The sequence below is a fragment of the Leucobacter sp. cx-328 genome, assembly GCF_014530035.1.
Classification (GTDB): domain Bacteria; phylum Actinomycetota; class Actinomycetes; order Actinomycetales; family Microbacteriaceae; genus Leucobacter.
Map to the genome: position 1 here is coordinate 63,985 of NZ_JACVMX010000003.1, position 17,489 is coordinate 81,473.

Genomic DNA, 17,489 nt, shown 5'->3' on the forward strand with positions numbered 1-17,489 from the left:
TGTGTTCTACAGGCAGCTTTCGTTTGCTAGCTTCCCAACGCTGAGACTGCGGCAATGAGCTCATCGATTGCAAGAATCGTGGAGTCACCGCTGACTCGGAGCACAGACCTGCCACGTTCTCGAAGCACGGCCGCATCTCCGTTTGCCTGGGCGCGCATCAGCGACGCAAAGCTCGATTCACCACCCGGAATATCAAGGTCGAACGACGGGGTATCGATGATCTGCAAGAAGACGCCGAGTGGACGACCACCCTTATGGAACTGTCCAACTGAGTGCAGATAACGCGGACCCCAACCGAGGCTCACGGGAATGTCCCACGTGTCGGCGAGTGCCGAACGCAAGCGTTCAAGCGGAGCAGCACACGGACCCTCGGGGGCACCGTACACCTGAATCGCGATGTACCCGTTGACCGGAACGGCACGGCGAAGCTCCGCAAGCAAGCTCCCTGGATCAATCGAGGCGTTCACACCGCAGCTCACACCGGACACTTTGGTGCCAGCGAATGCAGGAGTCCAGGACTCAGCGGATTCCTCTGCTGCAGTGAGGTTTTTGCGAGCAGCTACCTTCGCTGACTCTACGTCGGGTTGGTTGAACGGATCGACGCCAATGAGATGTCCAAGCGCAGCGGTCGCAACCTCCCACAAGAGGAATTGTGCTCCAAGTGCACCAGCGACCGCGATGGTCTGATCGCTTGCAAGCTGTACATCGGAATCCACGAAGTGCTCATCGAGAAGTTCAACCACGCGTGCAGGCTCGGCCGAGGTCGGGAGTGCACCCTGGGGGAGTGACAGCGGAAGCACACCCTTGCCGTTCTTTCCCGTTGACTCCGCAACAAGCTGCTCGATCCAAAGCCCGAGACCCCAGGGCTGGGCCACCGACTCAACGAGTTCAAGCACGTAACGCTCTGGAAGCTCCGCGAAGATTGCCGCCGCCAGCTGTAGCGCGGGATTCTCGACAGAGTCGAGCATAATTTCTGGTCGAACAGACTCTGCTTCACGCAGGAGTCCGTCAATGTCAGACCCCGCGAGTCCGGCAGGAACGATACCGAAGGCAGTGAGCGCCGAGAATCGACCGCCTACGTTGGGGTCAGCGTGGAACACACGTTGACCAGCCGCGGTAGCGCTGGCTTCAAGCCTCGAACCCGGATCGGTCACCACCACCACATGATCGGCAGGGTCCACACCAGCCGCGGCAAACGCTTCTGCGAACACCGCGCGATGGCTCAGTGTTTCGACCGTTGAACCTGACTTTGAACTCACGACTGCAACGGTGTGTGCGACATCATCTGACAGGGCGCTGCGTACGGTGTCGGGGTGTGTCGAATCAAGCACTGTGAGGGAAAAGCCGTCACGCCGGGTGATCACATACGGTGCAAGACTTGATCCGCCCATGCCGCACAGTACGAGGCGCGTGATTCCACGCTCCAAGAGCTCTGCGCGATACTCTTTGACCTGCTCAAGTACCTGACGTGCTTCCTGGGCAAAGTCGACCCAGCCGAGACGGATAGCGGCCTCGTCAGAGGCTCGCTCTCCCCACAGCGAGTCGTCCTTCGCAAACAACCGCGTAGCGAACTTTGAGCGAACGAGTTGATCAAGGACAGGGGCGGAGCGCTCTGCTGCATTGGCTGTGAGCTTTACCTCTGCCGTACTCAATTGTTCTCCTGGATTGCTTCGGTCACGGTTGCCACGAGTTCAGCCCATGAGGCGTCAAACTTGGCAAGACCCTCGTTCTCGAGCTTGGTCATCACGTCGTCATAGTGAATTCCGAGACCATCAAGCGTGTTCCAGTGCTGATTTGCCTCGAGGTATTCAGTCACAACGCGGTCGGTCGCTGGCGGCGCATGATCAGCTACCGCTTCGAGCGTCGCCAGCGGCATGGTGTTGACCGTGCCGCTGGTCACCAATTCATCGACATACGCAGTGTCAGTCAACAACTCGGCGTTCTTCACGCCGGTTGAGGCCCACAACAGGCGTTGGGGGGTTGCGCCACGATCGTGCAGGTAGCCCAAGCGAGCGGTGCCACTCATGTTCACGAGAATCTCGTGCATGAGACGCGCGTTTGCGATGCCTGACTTGCCGCGTAATGCGAGCGCTTCCGCCGTACCAATTGCAGTGAGCTGCGAATCGACCTCGGTATCCACACGAGATACAAACACTGAGGCGACTGAGTGCACCTGGGAAACGTCGTTGCCCGCAGCGCGTGCCAGCTCTACCCCCGCGTAGTACGCGTGAATGACCTGGCGGTAACGGGTGATGTTGAAGATCAGCGTGACGTTGACGCTGATTCCCTCACTCACCACCGCCGTGATCGCTTCGAGTCCAGCTTCAGTGGCGGGAATCTTGATCATCGCGTTTGGACGATTGATTCGTTGCCAAAGGTCGCGAGCCTGAGCGATTGTTCCTGCAGTGTCGTGCGCGAGACCGGGGTCAACCTCAAGCGAAACTCGACCATCACGACCATCTGTAGCCGCATACACGTCGGCGAACAAGTCGCACGCTGCGGTGACATCGGTCACCGTGAGGTCGCGAATCGTCTCGGCTACGGACAGGCCACGGGTGACGCAATCAGTGACTGCGTCACGGTACGCCTCGCCGTCCGCGAGTGCGGCGGCAAAGATCGTGGGGTTCGTGGTTACGCCTACGACGTCGAGTTCGCGCACGAGCCTCGAGAGCTGACCGCTCTCGAGGCTGCGGCGCGAAAGATCGTCAAGCCAGATACTCACGCCCGCACTGCTGATGTCAGCGGTGTGCGAGTGGGACATGGATCCTCCTATGCCTGCGCCTGCAGGCTTTCCTGTGCTGCCGCAACGACAGCCTCAGTTGTGATTCCGTACTCACGGAACAGCGTCTCAAAGTCGGCCGAAGCACCGAAGGTCTCGATCGAAACCGAACGACCGGTGTCGCCAACAAACTTTTCCCAGCCGAGCGAGAGGCCAGCCTCAACGCTCACGCGTGCCTTCACAGCAACGGGGAGCACGCTCGCGCGGTACTCTGCTGACTGCTCTGCAAACCATTCGAAGCAGGGCATCGACACAACGCGCGCGCCAATTCCCTGTGCCGCGAGTTCTTCGCGTGCTGCAACTGCGAGCTGCACCTCCGAACCGGTTGCCATCAGGATAACGTCAAGCGAATCTGTCGGGGTGTCAGCGAGCACGTATGCTCCACGACGCACGTCATCGGTGCGCGTGCCCGCCAGAACGGGGACGTTCTGACGGGTCAGTGCGAGACCCGTCGGGCCAGCGTGACGGGTGAGGATCTCATGCCACGCAATTGCAGTCTCGTTTGCGTCTGCGGGGCGAACCATTGCGAGGTTCGGGATCGCACGAAGCGAAGCGATGTGCTCGATCGGCTGGTGCGTGGGGCCGTCCTCGCCAAGGGCGATGGAGTCGTGCGTCCAGACGAACACGCTCGGAACGTTCATGAGCGCGGCGAGACGCACTGCGGGACGCATGTAGTCAGCGAACTGCAGGAAGGTGCCGCCGTAGCTGCGAGTCTTGCCGTGCAACTGAATGCCGTTCAGAATCGCGCCCATTGCATGCTCGCGAATACCGAAGTGCAGCACTCGGCCGTAGGGGTTGCCCTGCCAGGTCGACGTCGAGTGGTTTGCGGGAACGAACGATGCCGAGTTCGGGATCGTCGTGTTGTTCGAACCTGCGAGGTCTGCCGATCCGCCCCACAGCTCGGGCATGATCGGGCCGAGAGCTGCAAGCACCTTACCGCTTGCCGAGCGAGTCGCGACGCTTGCGCCGGTCTCGAACTGGGGGAGCGCGGCTTCTACGCCCTCGGGCAGTGCCTGCGCCTCAAGGCGGTCCAGGAGCTGCTTGCGCTCGGGGTTTGCTGCAGCCCAAGCATCGAACGATGCCTGCCACGTTGCGCGCTTTTCTGCGCCACGGTCAACTGCGCCACGGGTGTGCGCGATGACTTCAGGAGCAACGTCGAAGTGCTTCTCGGGGTCGAAGCCGAGCACAGTCTTCAGGCCAGCGAGCTCTTCAGCGCCAAGCTTTGCGCCGTGAATGCCACCGCTGTTCTGCTTGCCTGGCGAAGGCCAGCCGATGATGGTCTTGAGAATGATGAGGGTCGGCTTCGTCGACTCAGCCTTCGCCTCTTCGATTGCCGAGTACAGCTCAGCGACGTCCTCGACGTATGCGCCGGTCTTCTTCCAATCGACCTCGAGCACCTGCCAACCGTAGGCTTCGTAACGCTTTGCAACGTCCTCTGAGAACGAAATGTCGGTGTCATCTTCGATCGAGATCTGGTTCGAATCATAGATCGCGATGAGGTTGCCGAGCTCCTGGTGGCCCGCGAGCGAGGCTGCCTCAGCAGTCACACCTTCCTGCAGGTCACCGTCGCCGGCAACAACATAGATGAAGTGATCGAAGGGGCTCGTGCCGGGCGCAGCCTCAGGGTCAAACAAGCCACGCTCGTAGCGCGCCGAGTACGCAAATCCAACAGCCGACGCGAGGCCCTGACCCAGCGGGCCAGTGGTGATCTCGACGCCCTTGGTGTGGCCGTATTCGGGGTGACCGGGGGTCTTCGAACCCCAGGTGCGAAGCGCCTCGATGTCTGCAAGCTCCAGACCGTAGCCACCCATGTAAAGCTGGACGTACTGAGTCAGCGAGGAATGGCCAATCGAGAGAATGAAACGATCGCGGCCGAGCCAGTCGGCATCGGTCGGATCATGACGCATTACCTTCTGGTGCAGCAGATACGAAACGGGGGCAAGGCTGATCGCCGTTCCGGGATGGCCATTGCCAACCTTCTCAACTGCGTCAGCAGCGAGCACACGAGCGGTGTCCACCGCCCGATTATCAAGCTCGTCCCAGTGCAATCCGTTCGTCAACAGCCCCAGCCTCTCATGTTGCGTTTTGCGCCTACTCAGCGCACTCCCAACCAATCTTACCGACTACAGGTACCATGGGGAGTGATGTCCGCAGAGATTTCTACCCCAGCAGCTCCCGTTCAGGCCCCGCGTTCGTTCGGCCGGACGGTGAAGAACTACGTTGCACTCACAAAGCCGCGAGTGATGGAGCTTCTGCTCGTTGTCACTGTTCCGGCCATGATTTTGGCTCAGGGCGGCCTGCCGAACCTCTGGCTTGTGCTTGCAACGCTTATCGGTGGCGCCATGAGCGCGGGTTCCGCCGGTGCATTCAATTGCTACATCGACCGCGAGGCCGATCGCGTGATGAATCGCACGAAGAACCGCCCACTCGTGACGCGAGAGATTTCTGATCGCAACGCGTTGATTTTTGCGTACGCACTCGGCGTTGCGTCGATTGTCTGGCTGTACTTCACCACGAACTGGCTCGCCGCGCTGTTGAGCCTCGCCGCGATCTTCACCTACGTCGTTGTGTACACCATGTGGCTCAAGGGTCGTAGCGAGCAGAACATCATCTGGGGCGGCATCGCTGGCTGCTTCCCGGTACTGATTGGCTGGGCGGCCGTTACCGAGTCGCTCGCATGGCCCGCTTGGATTTTCTTCATCATTATCTTCCTCTGGACCCCGGCTCATTACTGGCCGCTGTCCATGCGGTACCGTGAAGATTATGCAGCTGCCGGCGTGCCCATGCTCGCTGTTGTTCGCGGCCGTACAACCGTTGGCTTGCAGGTCATCCTGTACACCTGGGCAACCGTGGTGTCGAGCTTCCTCATGATCCCCGTAGCAAACATGGGCTGGACCTACACGGTCGTCGCGCTCGCAAGCGGTATTTACTTCATCGTTGAAGCGCACAAGCTTTACAACCAGGCCATTCGCGGCAACGAGGGCAAGCCGATGCAGGTGTTCCACGCATCGATCACATACCTTTCAGTGTTGTCGATTGCGATTGCAGTGGATCCGCTGCTTCCTTTCTAACCTCCCGCGTGCGGCCGCTGTGTGGTCGTACTCGCAGAAAGCCCCGGGCCGTTTGGCTCAGGGCTTTCGCTGTGTCTGGGCGGGAGAGCTTCACCACTGCCGGCTTTCGCCGAGGCCCCCTCGCTGCGGGCGGCCTCGTGAAGAGACCCCCGTCTGGCATAAAGATGACTGTTATACGCATGAATCGGTCCACTGTGCCAGAAGGGCCAGTTTCATGGGGGTCCATGATGGGGCGCGGATCAGGCCACACGCCACGCGGTGGCACTCAAAGCGCCTCATCTCGTGTGTTACCACGTGAAAGGGATGGGCCAGCCTCAGACAACTCACACAAAAAAGAGGTGGCGATCCGCCCCAGAAAACCGGGGAGAATCGCCACCTCTGAGCGTCTGCGACGCTGTTATCCGACGCCCTCAAGCATGTCGGTGTCGGTGTTGCCGATCCGCGCAATCACATCGGGGCGCTTCTGCTTGAGATAGACGAAGCGGGTGAGCGCCAAAATCATCGTGAGCAAGAAGAGGTACGGAATGACGTTCAGCGGGAACGCAGGCACGGGCCAAACGTTTGCAAAGAACACGTACGCCATTGCGACGACCGCGACGGTAGCGCAGAGGGTGACGAGCGCGCTCCGCATCTTCTCGCGGCGAACGTAGACGACACAAGCGATCGCGACAAGCGCGTACGCCACCATGTATCCGTAGGTTCCGTAGGTATCAACCCATACGACGATATCCATCGGGTGCACGCCGCAAGCGAGCAAGATGATATCGAGCACGATTGCTGCGGGACCAGCGATCAGCAGCACGCGATGCGGGGTAAGGTGCGTCTCGTGCGTGCGGCCGAAGCGCTCGGGGACAACGCCTTCCTTGCCCATGACGTAGACAATGCGACCAACCACGTTGAGCGGCGCAACAACGACAGCAAAGAACGATGCAGCTACACCGAATACGAGCAGTGGCGTGAACCAGACGGGCATGCCGATCTTGTCAGAGATGGCCTGCAGCGGGCTTGCTACCTCGCCCAGCTCCTCGCCCAGTACGGCGATCTGCGTGTATGCGGCAAAGATATACAGAATACCGACCGCTGCGGCACTCCACATGATTGCGCGGGGGATCGCGGTGTACGGGTTCTTTGCCTCGCGACCGAGCGCATCAGCCGAGGAGAAACCGACGAAGCCGAGAATGCCGAGTACCATGCCCGCAGCAACACCCTGGAAGGGTGCGCCGGTCATTTTAAACTGCGCGGGATCCCATGCGTCGGGGCCAACAGCGATCAGTGCAACGACCAGCAGAACAAGGATGATCGCGAGCGAGACGAGCTCAAGCACGAGCGATACGCGAGCAGAGACTCGAATACCACGGATCGTGAAGAAGGTTGCGAGTCCGCCGATGATGACTGCGAGCGCAATCAGCCAAATGACGCCGTCCGCGGGAACCCCCAGCAAGGTGAGCAAGTCAGAGGTGTACGACACCGCGCCACCGAGCGAGCCGGCTGCGATGCCCCAGCAGCCAATAATGAGGGCGACACCAGCGATGTATGCGCCGGTCGGGCCGAGTCCCTTCGAAACGTAGGTGTACAGCGAGCCGGCCGAGGCGTTTTTCTTCGCAAAGACGGCCACGCACCAACCAACGCACAGAATGACGATCGTTGCGAGCAGGAACGACATCATGGTGCCGTTGCCAGCGCCAACGAAGATTCCAGCTGCGGTGAAGGCCATGACGGCACTCGGGGCAATGTTGGCAATAGCCTGGGCAGAGAGCTCTGCGCCAGACATCACGCCCTGACGCAGGCCCGCATCTACGGGCGCTTGCCGTTCAGTAGTAGACATGAAAATGAATCACTCTCCTTCGAGTGGTCTAAATATCTCGGAGGAGACTTACGGGATGAGCAGCGTGCGAAGAACGCCGCCTGCTTCGAGATCATCGAGCGCTTCTGCTGCGTCTTCCAGGCGACGTCGGCCTGAGATGAGCGGATCGAGCTTCAGCTGACCATCCATGTAACGGTCCACGAGCGCGGGGATATCGATCGAGGGGCGTACCGAGCCGTAGTTCGAGCCGAGGATTCGCTGGTCTGCCTCGGCGAGCACGAGGGGCTCGAACGAGGCCTTTGCGCCGGTCGGCGGCAGACCAACGATGACTGCAGCGCCACCAAGGCCGAGCATGCGGATCGACTGCTCAGTCGTGATCGTGCGGCCGATTGCATCGAATGCGTAGTCCACACCGTCAGGTACGAGCGCGAAGAGCTGCTCGACAACATCACCGTTCGCGGCGTCGATGCGGTCAGTGGCGCCGAACTGCAGTGCCATCGCGGTCTTCTCGGGCAGCAAATCGATTGCGATGATGCGTTCTGCGCCAGCAAGCTTTGCACCCTGTACGACGTTGAGGCCAACGCCACCACAGCCAATCACGGCGACGGTCGAGCCGGGCTCGACAGCAGCAGTGTTCAGCACGGCGCCAACGCCGGTCGCGACCGCACAACCGACAACTGCGATCACATCGAGTGGCGCGTCATCGCGCACCTTAACTGCGCCGGATACCGGCACAACAACCTCTTCTGCGAACGATGAGACACTCAGGTAGTGACGCAATGATTCACCGGTCTCTGCATTGGTCAGTCGCGAAGTACCGTCGAAAAGCGAGCCGGTGGCGTTGTTCACCTCGACGACCTTCTGGCAGCGCGCCTCGTGCCCCTGGAGGCAGTAGCGGCACTCGCCACAGGGCGGAACCCAGCTCAGGACGACGTGATCACCAACGGCGAGCGAGGTGACGCCCTCACCGAGCTCGACCACCACGCCAGAGCCCTCATGTCCCATAACGAGCGGTGCGGGTGCATCCCACTCGCCACGCTTGACGTGCAGATCCGAGTGACACACACCGGCCGCGGCAATCTTCACACGAACTTCACCTGCCTTCGGGCCAGCAAGCTCTGCTTCAACGACCTCTACACGCGTGTCTGGGTCGCGAAATACGACAGCCTTCATTGGTCATTCCTCCATTGGATACTGTTCGCGCTGCTCATTCAGCGCGAGGCTACTCCGAGATCGTACGTACCGTTTACGCGCTTTGTCGCTGTACCAATTGGTGAATCTTGTCCAGAACGAGTTGCATTTGGTACATTCACTACATGGCACTTACCGTATCGGCTGTTACTCGCGCCGTGCGAGGCGCGTTCATTTCGCAGGGGCTATCGAGCCTGAGTCCCATTGATAGTGTGACCGCGCACGAGGACCTCGTCGTGGTCGGCAACCCCGGCTATTCGACACTCATTACCGGCGACATTGACGCGCTACTCACGCGAGTAGATGCAAGCCCGGAGAACGTGCGCCTCTTTGCAAACACCGTCTGGGTGTCCTTTGCCGACACCCCGAAGATACGATCCGAGCTGGCCGCACGCGGACTCAACGCCATCCTCGGGTGCGCGCTCGATGCAGACGCACTCCATGCCTCAATCACAGCACTTCTCGTTGAGGACCGCGCCGCGTCTGACCGCCTCGTCTCCGGCGGCATGAAGGTACTCACGCAGGCAGCGCGCCGAGGGGGAGTTACCGCCGTCATCGCTGAACTCACGCACCGCGTCAACGGCTGGGCGGTGTTGCTCGACCCACAGGGTCAATTAATTGCAAGTGCCGGAGCGGGCCGCTTGCACATCACCGATGCCTCGGCCGTCGCACTCGGCCGCCCCGTGCGCGTGCGCCATGAGGGGCTGCAGATTCATCAGGTCGGATCAGACCGCGACATTGCGGGGTACCTGGTCATTGCCACCCGGTCGGGCACAATGAGTCATGCACGCGATCTTGCTTCGCTCGCTGCCGAACTGTGCGACTTACTCCTGCGTACGCACGACCCGTCCCGGACGGACCACCTTGGGCGCGAGGCCCTCATGAAGACTCTGCTCGAAGGTGGGCCCGCAGCGCTAGAACTCCTGCGCAGGTGGGGTGTTCACGAGCACACGCTGACCGCATTCGCGCTCGGCTCTCGCTCACGCACGATCGACGCGGAGCGAATCCTGCGACGCTGGCTCCACGAGATGGGCGCCGAGTACGTGTTCGCCTCACGCGGCGGAAGGATGTTGGGCTTCGTGCGTGAAGACCTGGTGCCAAACCTCCTGCAGCGAGTGGAGGAGCTGCGGCCGGTTGCCGGGCAACGATTGCACGCGGGAGTTGGCACAGCTGCACCAGGCGACAACCTGTCACACTCGGCAAGCCAGGCCTTGCAAGCACTTGAAACCGCGCTCGACGACGGGCAAACCGTGGTGCATTACGAGCGTGTGTCCTCGGTATCACTGGTGCTCGGTGCGCTCGCTGAGACCCCGCGTGCGCAGCTTGCGCAGGTGCTCGACCCGCTCCGGGATGAGCGTGGCATTCACGGCGATCTCACGGCAACCCTGCGCGTGTTCCTCGCCGAGAACGGACGACACCGAGCGAGCGCGGATCGCCTTGGCATCCACCGCCAGACACTGACGACGCGTCTGCAGCGGGTAGAAGACCTCACCGGGCTGACGCTCGATCAGGTTGATGACCGAACGACAGCCTGGCTCGCGCTGCGAGCCATTGATGGCGAGGGAGTGCTTCGTTAGTTTGCTGCGACCGGCACTGACTCCACAGGCGCATCAATGGGTGAGGTGTTTGGGCGCTTCAGCGACAGCATTGCGGCCGTCATTGTCGCGACGCTGAGTGCAGCGAGCACCATGTGTACACCAACAACGAGAGCGGGGAGTCCGTTGCGTGCCTGGTAAATACCAACAAGGATCTGCACAAACACGAGGAGCGCAAGCGTGACAGCCCACTTCGCGGTTGGCAGCTTCTTCGCAATTGACCAGACCATCAGGATCACCAGGAGCGTACCGGTGATGTAGCCAGGCCATGCATGGAGGTGTGCGAGGAAGCTCGCGTCAAAGCCGTTGCGGATGACGTTTTCATCGCCCGAGTGCGGGCCGCTGGCCGTAGTGAGCACACCCATGATGATCAGGATCGCCATTCCGAGCGTCGAGACGTGGGAAAGAATCGCGTAGCCCTTGGGTACGACGCGCACGCGGGGACCAGCCGGCTGCTTCATCAGGACGACATACGCTGCGGCGATGCCAATGATGATGAGACTCACGATGTAATGGAAGCCAACGAGGAACGCAGCGAGGTCAACCCAAACCACTACGCCACCAACGAACGCCTGCAGGAGCACAAGGCTGAGAACGAGCCAAGAGAGAATTGAGAGATCGCGGCGCTGTGCGCGGATCCGCCGTGTGAGAATCACTACAGCGAGTGCCGCGATGAGGAGCGGCCCGCTAATGGTTCGGTTGCCAAACTCGATGAGCGAGTGATAGCTCAACTCAGCAGTCGGGACAAGCGATCCCGGAGTGCAGAGCGGCCACTCGGTACAGCCGAGGCCGGAGCCTGTCAGGCGAACGGCTCCACCCGTTGCGATGATCAGCACGTTCAAGAGGAATGAGATCCAGGCGAACGTCTTCAATGTGCGGGGGAGTCGCACTTCTGACACTTGGTGCTCCTTATATAGGCGCTCATCCATCTCGACTGCACTTGCGCGCCCCCCACCAGATTGTCAGTGGGAACCTGTAGAGTGATGAGTTGTGGTTGAGAACGATTCAGCCCCTCAGCGAATTCGCAGAGGCGGCCGTTCAACGCCCAGACTACTGCACCGCTGCAGGGAATTAGCTCTACGAGATAGTGCCCAAGCGCGGTGCATCCCGCGAGCTAAGATCCCGCGCAAGACGATGAATGAGGGAGTGATCATGTCTGAAGTGCTGATCGACCGGCCAGAGCTTGAAGGGCTCGGCCAGTACGAATTCGGCTGGCACGACAGCGACGCAGCCGGCGAGGCCGCGAAGCGCGGCCTGAACGAAGACGTTGTACGCAATATTTCTGGCCTGAAGAACGAGCCCGAGTGGATGCTCGAGCGCCGCCTCAAGGCCCTCCAGATCTTCGGTCGCAAACCGATGCCGACCTGGGGTGCAGACCTCACCGGTATCGATTTCGACAACATCAAGTACTTCGTGCGTTCGACTGAAAAGCAGGCGACGACGTGGGAAGATCTTCCCGACGAAATCAAGGACACGTACGAGAAGCTCGGCATCCCCGAGGCTGAACGTCAGCGTCTCGTCGCGGGTGTTGCTGCTCAGTACGAGTCGGAGGTCGTGTACCACCAGATCCGCGAGGATCTCGAGGCTCAGGGCGTGCTCTTCCTCGATACCGACACCGCTCTCCGCGAGCACCCTGAAATCTTCCAGGAGTACTTCGGCACCGTTATCCCCTCGGGCGATAACAAGTTCGCTGCGCTGAACACTGCGGTCTGGTCGGGTGGCTCGTTCGTCTATGTCCCCAAGGGCGTTCACGTAGAGATCCCGCTCCAGGCGTACTTCCGTATCAACACGGAAAACATGGGTCAGTTCGAGCGCACCCTCATCATCGCTGACGAGGGCAGCTACGTGCACTACATCGAGGGTTGCACCGCTCCGATCTACAAGTCAGACTCGCTGCACTCGGCAGTCGTCGAAATCATCGTGAAGAAGAACGCTCGCGTTCGTTACACGACGATCCAGAACTGGTCGAACAACGTGTACAACCTCGTCACCAAGCGTGCAATTGCTGAAGAGGGCGCGACCATGGAGTGGGTCGATGGCAACATCGGCTCGAAGGTCACCATGAAGTACCCGTCGATCTACCTCGCAGGCGAGCACGCAAAGGGCGAGACCCTTTCTGTAGCCTTCGCTGGCCCCGGCCAGCACCAGGACGCGGGCGCGAAGATGATTCACATGGCTCCCCACACGAAGTCTTCGATCCTCTCGAAGTCGATCGCTCGTGGCGGCGGCCGCACCGGTTACCGTGGCGAGGTTCGTGTTGACGCAAACGCGCACCACGCAGCGAACTCAGTCGTGTGTGACGCGCTCCTCGTTGACACCATTTCGCGTTCGGACACGTACCCCGCGATTGATATTCGTACGGACGATGCAGTGCTTGCGCACGAGGCAACCGTGACGCGCGTGAGCGAAGACCAGCTCTTCTACCTCATGAGCCGCGGCCTCTCGGAAGAAGAAGCAATGGCAATGATCGTTCGCGGCTTCATCGAGCCGATCGCGCGCGAGCTCCCCATGGAGTACGCGCTCGAGCTGAACAAGCTCATCGAAATGAGCATGGAAGGATCCGTCGGTTAATCATGTCGAATCTTCAGACTGAACAGCTCGGTTTCAAGGCGCACAGCGATGGCGACTGGGACAACCGTGCACCCATTCAGACTCGTTCGGACCGCTTCAAGTCGACCACCCTCGCGGACTTCCCGGCAGTGACCGGTCGTGAGGTCAACTGGAAGTTCACCCCGATCGCCCAGATTAAGCACCTGCTCACTGGCGACCTCAACGGCGCAGCGACCACACTCGAGATCTCTGACGCCGCTGGCGTGACGGTCACCGAGGTTGCAATGGACTCGGAGCTCGTCGGCCGCGCCGGCATCCCCGAGGACCAGGCAGCAGCAAACGCATGGGGACAGGTTGCAGCGGCACAGCGCATCCTCCTCACGAGCGAAGAGCACCAGACCGTCGTTGTGAAGCGCACCGCGCTTTCGACCGACGCGACCGCCGCTCACACCGTGATCGAGACTGCGCCGCACGCGCAGGCGCTCGTCATCATCGAGAACTCGGGCGACGCGAACCTTACGGAGACCGTCGAGATCGTCGTCGGTGAAGCTTCGAAGTTGACTGTCGTTTCGATCCACGAGTGGAACGAAAACGCGATTCACCTGGCAAGCCACAACGCGACCATCGGCCGCGACGGCGACCTCCAGCACATCGTTGTTTCGCTCGGCGGCAAGGTCGTTCGCGTCAACCCGACGCTGCACCTTGACGGCCAGGGCGCAAACGGCGAGGCATACGGCGCATACTTCGCTGACGCAGGCCAGCACCTCGAGCACCAGGTCTACATCGACCACAACGCACCCAACACCCGCAGTCGCGTGGTGTACAAGGGAGCGCTGCAGGGCGAGGGCGCACACGCTGTCTGGATCGGCGATGTCCTGATCCGCCGCGTTGCTGCCGGCACCGACAGCTACGAAGAGAACCGTAACCTGACCCTCACCGAGGGCACGCGCACCGACTCGATCCCGAACCTCGAGATCGAAACCGGTGACATCGCGGGCGCAGGTCACGCTTCAACCACCGGTCGTTTCGATGAAGAGCACATCTTCTACCTCCAGAGCCGTGGCATCTCGGAAGATGAGGCGCGCAAGCTTGTTGTGCGTGGCTTCCTCTTCGACGTGATCCAGCGCATCGGCAACGAGCAGGTTGAGGAGCGCCTCCAGGCTGCGATTGACGCTGAGCTCCAGCAGAGCGTGCTCGCATAATGGCACGTCTCAAGGCACTCGATCTGAGCGACCTCACCCAAGACCAGGCCGTACGCGTCGAGCTCGATGGAGTTCCCATGGCGATCGTGCTTGATAATCAGGGTGTGGTGCACGCTATAGGTGATACCTGCAGCCACGGTCAGATCAGCCTCTCGGAGGGCTTCGTCGAGGGCAATACCCTCGAGTGCTGGGCGCACGGATCGGCGTTCGATCTCTGCACCGGCGTTCCTCAGAATCTTCCGGCATACGAGCCGGTACCCGTTTACGTCGTCGAAATTGAAGACGGCACTGTTTACATTGACCCCCACGTTACGAAAGAGATTGAAGCATGACTTCCGTTCTTGAGATCAAGGATCTGCACGTCAGCGTTGAGACCGAGCAGGGTCCCAAGCCCATCCTGAAGGGCGTGAACCTCACGATCCGTAAGGGTGAAACCCACGCAATCATGGGCCCCAACGGCTCGGGCAAGTCGACTCTCGCATACGCGATTGCCGGCCACCCCCGCTACGAAATCACCGGCGGCCAGATCATCCTCGACGGCGAAGACGTCACCGAGATGGAAGCTGACGAGCGTGCACAGGCTGGCCTGTTCCTCGCTATGCAGTACCCCGTCGAGATCCCCGGCGTGACCAACGCAAACTTCCTCCGCACCGCGAAGACCGCTATTGATGGCGAAGCTCCCGCGATCCGCACCTGGATGAAGGACGTCAAGGAAGCGATGGGCAACCTTCGCATGGACGAGTCCTTCGCTGCACGCAACGTCAACGAGGGTTTCTCGGGTGGCGAGAAGAAGCGCAACGAGATTCTTCAGCTTGAGCTCCTCAAGCCGAAGTTCGCAGTGCTCGACGAGACCGACTCGGGCCTCGACGTTGATGCGTTGAAGATCGTTTCGGAGGGCGTGAACCGCGCGATGGACAACACCGGTCTCGGTGTTCTGCTCATCACGCACTACACCCGCATCCTGCGTTACATTAAGCCTGACTTCGTTCACGTCTTCGTGAACGGTCGCGTTGCTGAGCAGGGTGGTCCGGAGCTCGCAGATCGACTTGAAGAAGAGGGTTACGACCGCTTCCTCACCGAGGCGTAAACTACCCTTATGTCCAACGATAACAACGCACCTCAGGTCTCCATCGATCCTGAGTTTCGCGAGCAGGCGGTCGAGGCGCTGAAGAACGTCTCTGACCCCGAGCTCGGCGTCAATATCGTCGACCTCGGCCTCATCTACGATCTTGCGTACGATGAGGAACACGATGCACTCGTAATCAGCATGACGCTCACCAGCGCGGGTTGCCCGCTTACTGACGTCATCGAGAACGACATCGCCGAAGCGCTCGACGGCTTGGTAGCTGCATTCCGTATCAACTGGGTATGGATGCCGCCCTGGACGCCCGAGCGAATCACCGATGAAGGGCGCGACATGATGCGCGCCCTCGGGTTCGCAATCTAAAACATCCTTCGGTTCGGGGATCGATTTCCCGCACTCTTGTGTCAGGCATGGCCTCTGGCCCGCCTGGCGCAAGCGCGCGAATTGGTGAAATCGATCCCCGAACCATTGGTGTTTCTTGACGCAGATTTGCGTCGCCTCTTTGGTCGCCATGCATCCGACGCGGATCGGCAGACCTACATCACTCAAGCTTTAAGGACCCCCTCATGATCATTGTCGAGGATCTTGCGATCGACGTTGGCGCACGCCGTCTCATGGGGGGCGTTGATTTCCGCGTGAACCCCGGTGACAAGATCGGCCTCGTCGGCCGTAACGGTGCCGGCAAGACCACGCTGACCCGCACGCTTTCCGGCGAGCTGCAGCCCGCTGAGGGCTCGGTCACTATCTCGGGCGAACTCGGCTTCTTGCCTCAGGATCCGCGCACTGGCGACCCTGAGCAGATCGCGCGTCACCGCATTCTTGACGCCCGCGGCCTCGGTACTCTGCAGAAGAACATCGACAAGGCAACGCTTGAAATGGCCTCCGATGATCCCGCGATTGCCGCGAAAGCGATGAAGCGCTTCGGTAACCTCACCGACCGGTTCCACGCACTCGGGGGCTATGCTGCCGAATCTGAGGCTGCGTCGATCTCGCACAACCTCGGCCTGCCCGACCGTGTGCTTGACCAGCCGCTGAAGACGCTGTCCGGTGGCCAGCGCCGTCGTATTGAGCTCGCGCGCATTCTGTTCTCGGATGCCGACACGATGATCCTCGATGAGCCGACCAACCACCTTGACGCTGACTCGATCGTGTGGCTGCGCGAGTTCCTGAAGACCTACAAGGGCGGCGTGATCGTGATTAGTCACGATATCGACCTTGTCGGCGAGACCGTGAACCGCGTCTTCTACCTCGACGCAAACCGTCAGGTCATCGACGTCTACAACATGGGCTGGAAGCTGTATCAGCGTCAGCGCGCAGCAGATGAGGAGCGACGCCGCAAGGAGCGCTCAAACGTTGAGAAGAAGGCGTCTGCTCTCAAGGATCAGGCTGCTCGCTTCGGCGCGAAGGCATCGAAGGCCGCCGCAGCGCACCAGATGGTTGCGCGTGCCGAGAAGATGCTCTCCGGTCTTGACGAGGTCCGTCAGGCAGATCGCGTCGCAAAGCTGCGCTTCCCGGATCCAGCACCCTGCGGCAAGACCCCGATCATGGCAGAGGGCCTGTCGAAGTCCTTCGGCTCTCTCGAGATTTTCGCAGGTGTGGACCTCGCAATCGACCGTGGTTCGAAGGTTGTCATCCTCGGCCTCAACGGCGCCGGAAAGACCACCTTGCTCCGCTTGCTTGCGCAGGTCGACGAGCCAGATACCGGTGAGATTATCGCGGGCCACGGCCTCAAGGTTGGCTATTACGCACAGGAGCACGAGACCCTCGACGTCAAGGCGAGCGTTTTGCAGAACATGATCTCTGTGTCGCAGCACCTCACCGAGACCGAAGCTCGCAAGGTACTCGGGTCGTTCCTCTTCACGGGTGACGACGTACACAAGCCCGCCGGCGTGCTGTCGGGTGGCGAGAAGACACGTCTCGCGCTCGCGAAGCTCGTGGTTTCGAGTGCAAACGTGCTGCTCCTCGATGAGCCCACGAACAACCTCGACCCTGCGAGCCGTGAGGAAATCCTCGACGCACTCGCACACTTCACCGGCGCCGTCGTGCTCGTATCTCACGACCCCGGTGCGGTCGAGGCGCTCAACCCCGAACGCGTGCTTGTCATGCCAGAGGGCACCGAAGATCACTGGTCGAAGGAGTACCTCGAGCTCATCGAGCTCGCGTAACCCGCGTACACACAGAGGGCCGGGCAAGCACGAATACTGCTTGCCCGG

14 protein-coding genes are annotated in these 17,489 nt (G+C 60.7%); 8 read left to right on the plus strand and 6 right to left on the minus strand.

The features are described 5' to 3' along the window. Nucleotides 1-26: 26 nt before the first annotated feature. Genes ICL81_RS05130 through tkt form a run of 3 tightly spaced genes read right to left on the minus strand, consistent with a single transcriptional unit; the run spans nt 27 to nt 4,839 of the window. Entirely contained in the window at nt 27-1,652 is a 1,626-nt protein-coding gene (locus ICL81_RS05130) for a glucose-6-phosphate isomerase (protein WP_188033879.1), read from the minus strand. Then, nucleotides 1,649-2,761: a transaldolase gene (tal, locus tag ICL81_RS05135; RefSeq protein WP_188033880.1), complete on the minus strand. Its 1,113-nt coding sequence runs from the start codon at nt 2,759-2,761 to the stop codon at nt 1,649-1,651. Before tal ends, ICL81_RS05130 begins: the two co-directional genes overlap by 4 nt. Nucleotides 2,762-2,769: 8 nt before the next feature. Then, nucleotides 2,770-4,839, minus strand: coding sequence for a transketolase (gene tkt / locus ICL81_RS05140; protein ID WP_188033881.1), 2,070 nt, complete (start codon nt 4,837-4,839; stop codon nt 2,770-2,772). A gap of 84 nt (nt 4,840-4,923) precedes the next feature. Between tkt and ICL81_RS05145 the strand changes: the two genes are divergently transcribed. Next, nucleotides 4,924-5,850, plus strand: coding sequence for a heme o synthase (locus tag ICL81_RS05145; RefSeq protein WP_188033882.1), 927 nt, complete (start codon nt 4,924-4,926; stop codon nt 5,848-5,850). 397 nt (nt 5,851-6,247) lie between these two features. Here ICL81_RS05145 and ICL81_RS05150 read toward each other — a convergent pair whose 3' ends face one another. Together ICL81_RS05150 and ICL81_RS05155 are read right to left on the minus strand one after the other, a co-directional pair. Next, nucleotides 6,248-7,675: an APC family permease gene (locus ICL81_RS05150; protein ID WP_188033883.1), complete on the minus strand. Its 1,428-nt coding sequence runs from the start codon at nt 7,673-7,675 to the stop codon at nt 6,248-6,250. Between the two features lie 48 nt (nt 7,676-7,723). Next, nucleotides 7,724-8,827 (minus strand): alcohol dehydrogenase catalytic domain-containing protein, encoded by a 1,104-nt coding sequence (locus ICL81_RS05155; protein ID WP_188033884.1) that lies wholly within the window; start codon nt 8,825-8,827, stop codon nt 7,724-7,726. 143 nt (nt 8,828-8,970) lie between these two features. On the opposite strand from ICL81_RS05155, the gene ICL81_RS05160 reads away from it, so the two are divergent. Then, the gene (locus ICL81_RS05160; RefSeq protein WP_188033885.1) at nt 8,971-10,422 is read left to right on the plus strand and encodes a CdaR family transcriptional regulator; all 1,452 of its coding nucleotides are present in this window, start codon (nt 8,971-8,973) and stop codon (nt 10,420-10,422) included. On the opposite strand, the gene ICL81_RS05165 is transcribed toward ICL81_RS05160, so the two are convergent. Next, nucleotides 10,419-11,339 carry a COX15/CtaA family protein gene (locus ICL81_RS05165; RefSeq protein ID WP_353055422.1) on the minus strand — a complete coding sequence of 307 codons (921 nt, stop codon included), beginning with the start codon at nt 11,337-11,339 and terminating at the stop codon, nt 10,419-10,421. The genes ICL81_RS05160 and ICL81_RS05165 overlap by 4 nt on opposite strands. 253 nt (nt 11,340-11,592) lie before the next feature. On the opposite strand from ICL81_RS05165, the gene sufB reads away from it, so the two are divergent. The 6 genes from sufB (at nt 11,593) to ICL81_RS05195 (ending at nt 17,441) form a co-directional block, all read left to right on the plus strand. Next, complete coding sequence (gene sufB, locus ICL81_RS05170; RefSeq protein ID WP_188024024.1) at nt 11,593-13,011, plus strand: Fe-S cluster assembly protein SufB; 1,419 nt, start codon at nt 11,593-11,595, stop codon at nt 13,009-13,011. A gap of 2 nt (nt 13,012-13,013) precedes the next feature. Continuing rightward, the gene (gene sufD, locus ICL81_RS05175; protein ID WP_188033887.1) at nt 13,014-14,192 is read left to right on the plus strand and encodes a Fe-S cluster assembly protein SufD; all 1,179 of its coding nucleotides are present in this window, start codon (nt 13,014-13,016) and stop codon (nt 14,190-14,192) included. Then, entirely contained in the window at nt 14,192-14,524 is a 333-nt protein-coding gene (locus ICL81_RS05180; protein WP_188024026.1) for a non-heme iron oxygenase ferredoxin subunit, read from the plus strand. The genes sufD and ICL81_RS05180 overlap by 1 nt, the downstream gene beginning before the upstream one ends. Beyond that, nucleotides 14,521-15,279 carry a Fe-S cluster assembly ATPase SufC gene (gene sufC / locus ICL81_RS05185; protein WP_188033888.1) on the plus strand — a complete coding sequence of 253 codons (759 nt, stop codon included), beginning with the start codon at nt 14,521-14,523 and terminating at the stop codon, nt 15,277-15,279. Before ICL81_RS05180 ends, sufC begins: the two co-directional genes overlap by 4 nt. Before the next feature lie 9 nt (nt 15,280-15,288). Then, nucleotides 15,289-15,639, plus strand: a complete 351-nt coding sequence (locus tag ICL81_RS05190) for a metal-sulfur cluster assembly factor (RefSeq protein WP_223160387.1) — start codon at nt 15,289-15,291, stop codon at nt 15,637-15,639. 203 nt (nt 15,640-15,842) lie between these two features. Continuing rightward, a complete protein-coding gene (locus ICL81_RS05195; RefSeq protein WP_188033889.1) occupies nt 15,843-17,441 on the plus strand; it encodes an ABC-F family ATP-binding cassette domain-containing protein in 1,599 nt (532 codons plus the stop codon). Nucleotides 17,442-17,489 lie beyond the last annotated feature (48 nt).

Bases quoted from the DNA above. Each gene is read 5' to 3' on its own strand.
- tal (WP_188033880.1), bottom strand. From the start codon at position 2,761: ATGTCCCACTCGCACACCGCTGACATCAGCAGTGCGGGCGTGAGTATC.
- ICL81_RS05145 (WP_188033882.1), top strand. From the start codon at position 4,924: ATGTCCGCAGAGATTTCTACCCCAGCAGCTCCCGTTCAGGCCCCGCGT.
- sufC (WP_188033888.1), top strand. From the start codon at position 14,521: ATGACTTCCGTTCTTGAGATCAAGGATCTGCACGTCAGCGTTGAGACC.
- ICL81_RS05155 (WP_188033884.1), bottom strand. From the start codon at position 8,827: ATGAAGGCTGTCGTATTTCGCGACCCAGACACGCGTGTAGAGGTCGTT.
- ICL81_RS05160 (WP_188033885.1), top strand. From the start codon at position 8,971: ATGGCACTTACCGTATCGGCTGTTACTCGCGCCGTGCGAGGCGCGTTC.
- sufD (WP_188033887.1), top strand. From the start codon at position 13,014: ATGTCGAATCTTCAGACTGAACAGCTCGGTTTCAAGGCGCACAGCGAT.
- ICL81_RS05150 (WP_188033883.1), bottom strand. From the start codon at position 7,675: ATGTCTACTACTGAACGGCAAGCGCCCGTAGATGCGGGCCTGCGTCAG.
- ICL81_RS05180 (WP_188024026.1), top strand. From the start codon at position 14,192: ATGGCACGTCTCAAGGCACTCGATCTGAGCGACCTCACCCAAGACCAG.
- ICL81_RS05195 (WP_188033889.1), top strand. From the start codon at position 15,843: ATGATCATTGTCGAGGATCTTGCGATCGACGTTGGCGCACGCCGTCTC.
- sufB (WP_188024024.1), top strand. From the start codon at position 11,593: ATGTCTGAAGTGCTGATCGACCGGCCAGAGCTTGAAGGGCTCGGCCAG.
- ICL81_RS05190 (WP_223160387.1), top strand. From the start codon at position 15,289: ATGTCCAACGATAACAACGCACCTCAGGTCTCCATCGATCCTGAGTTT.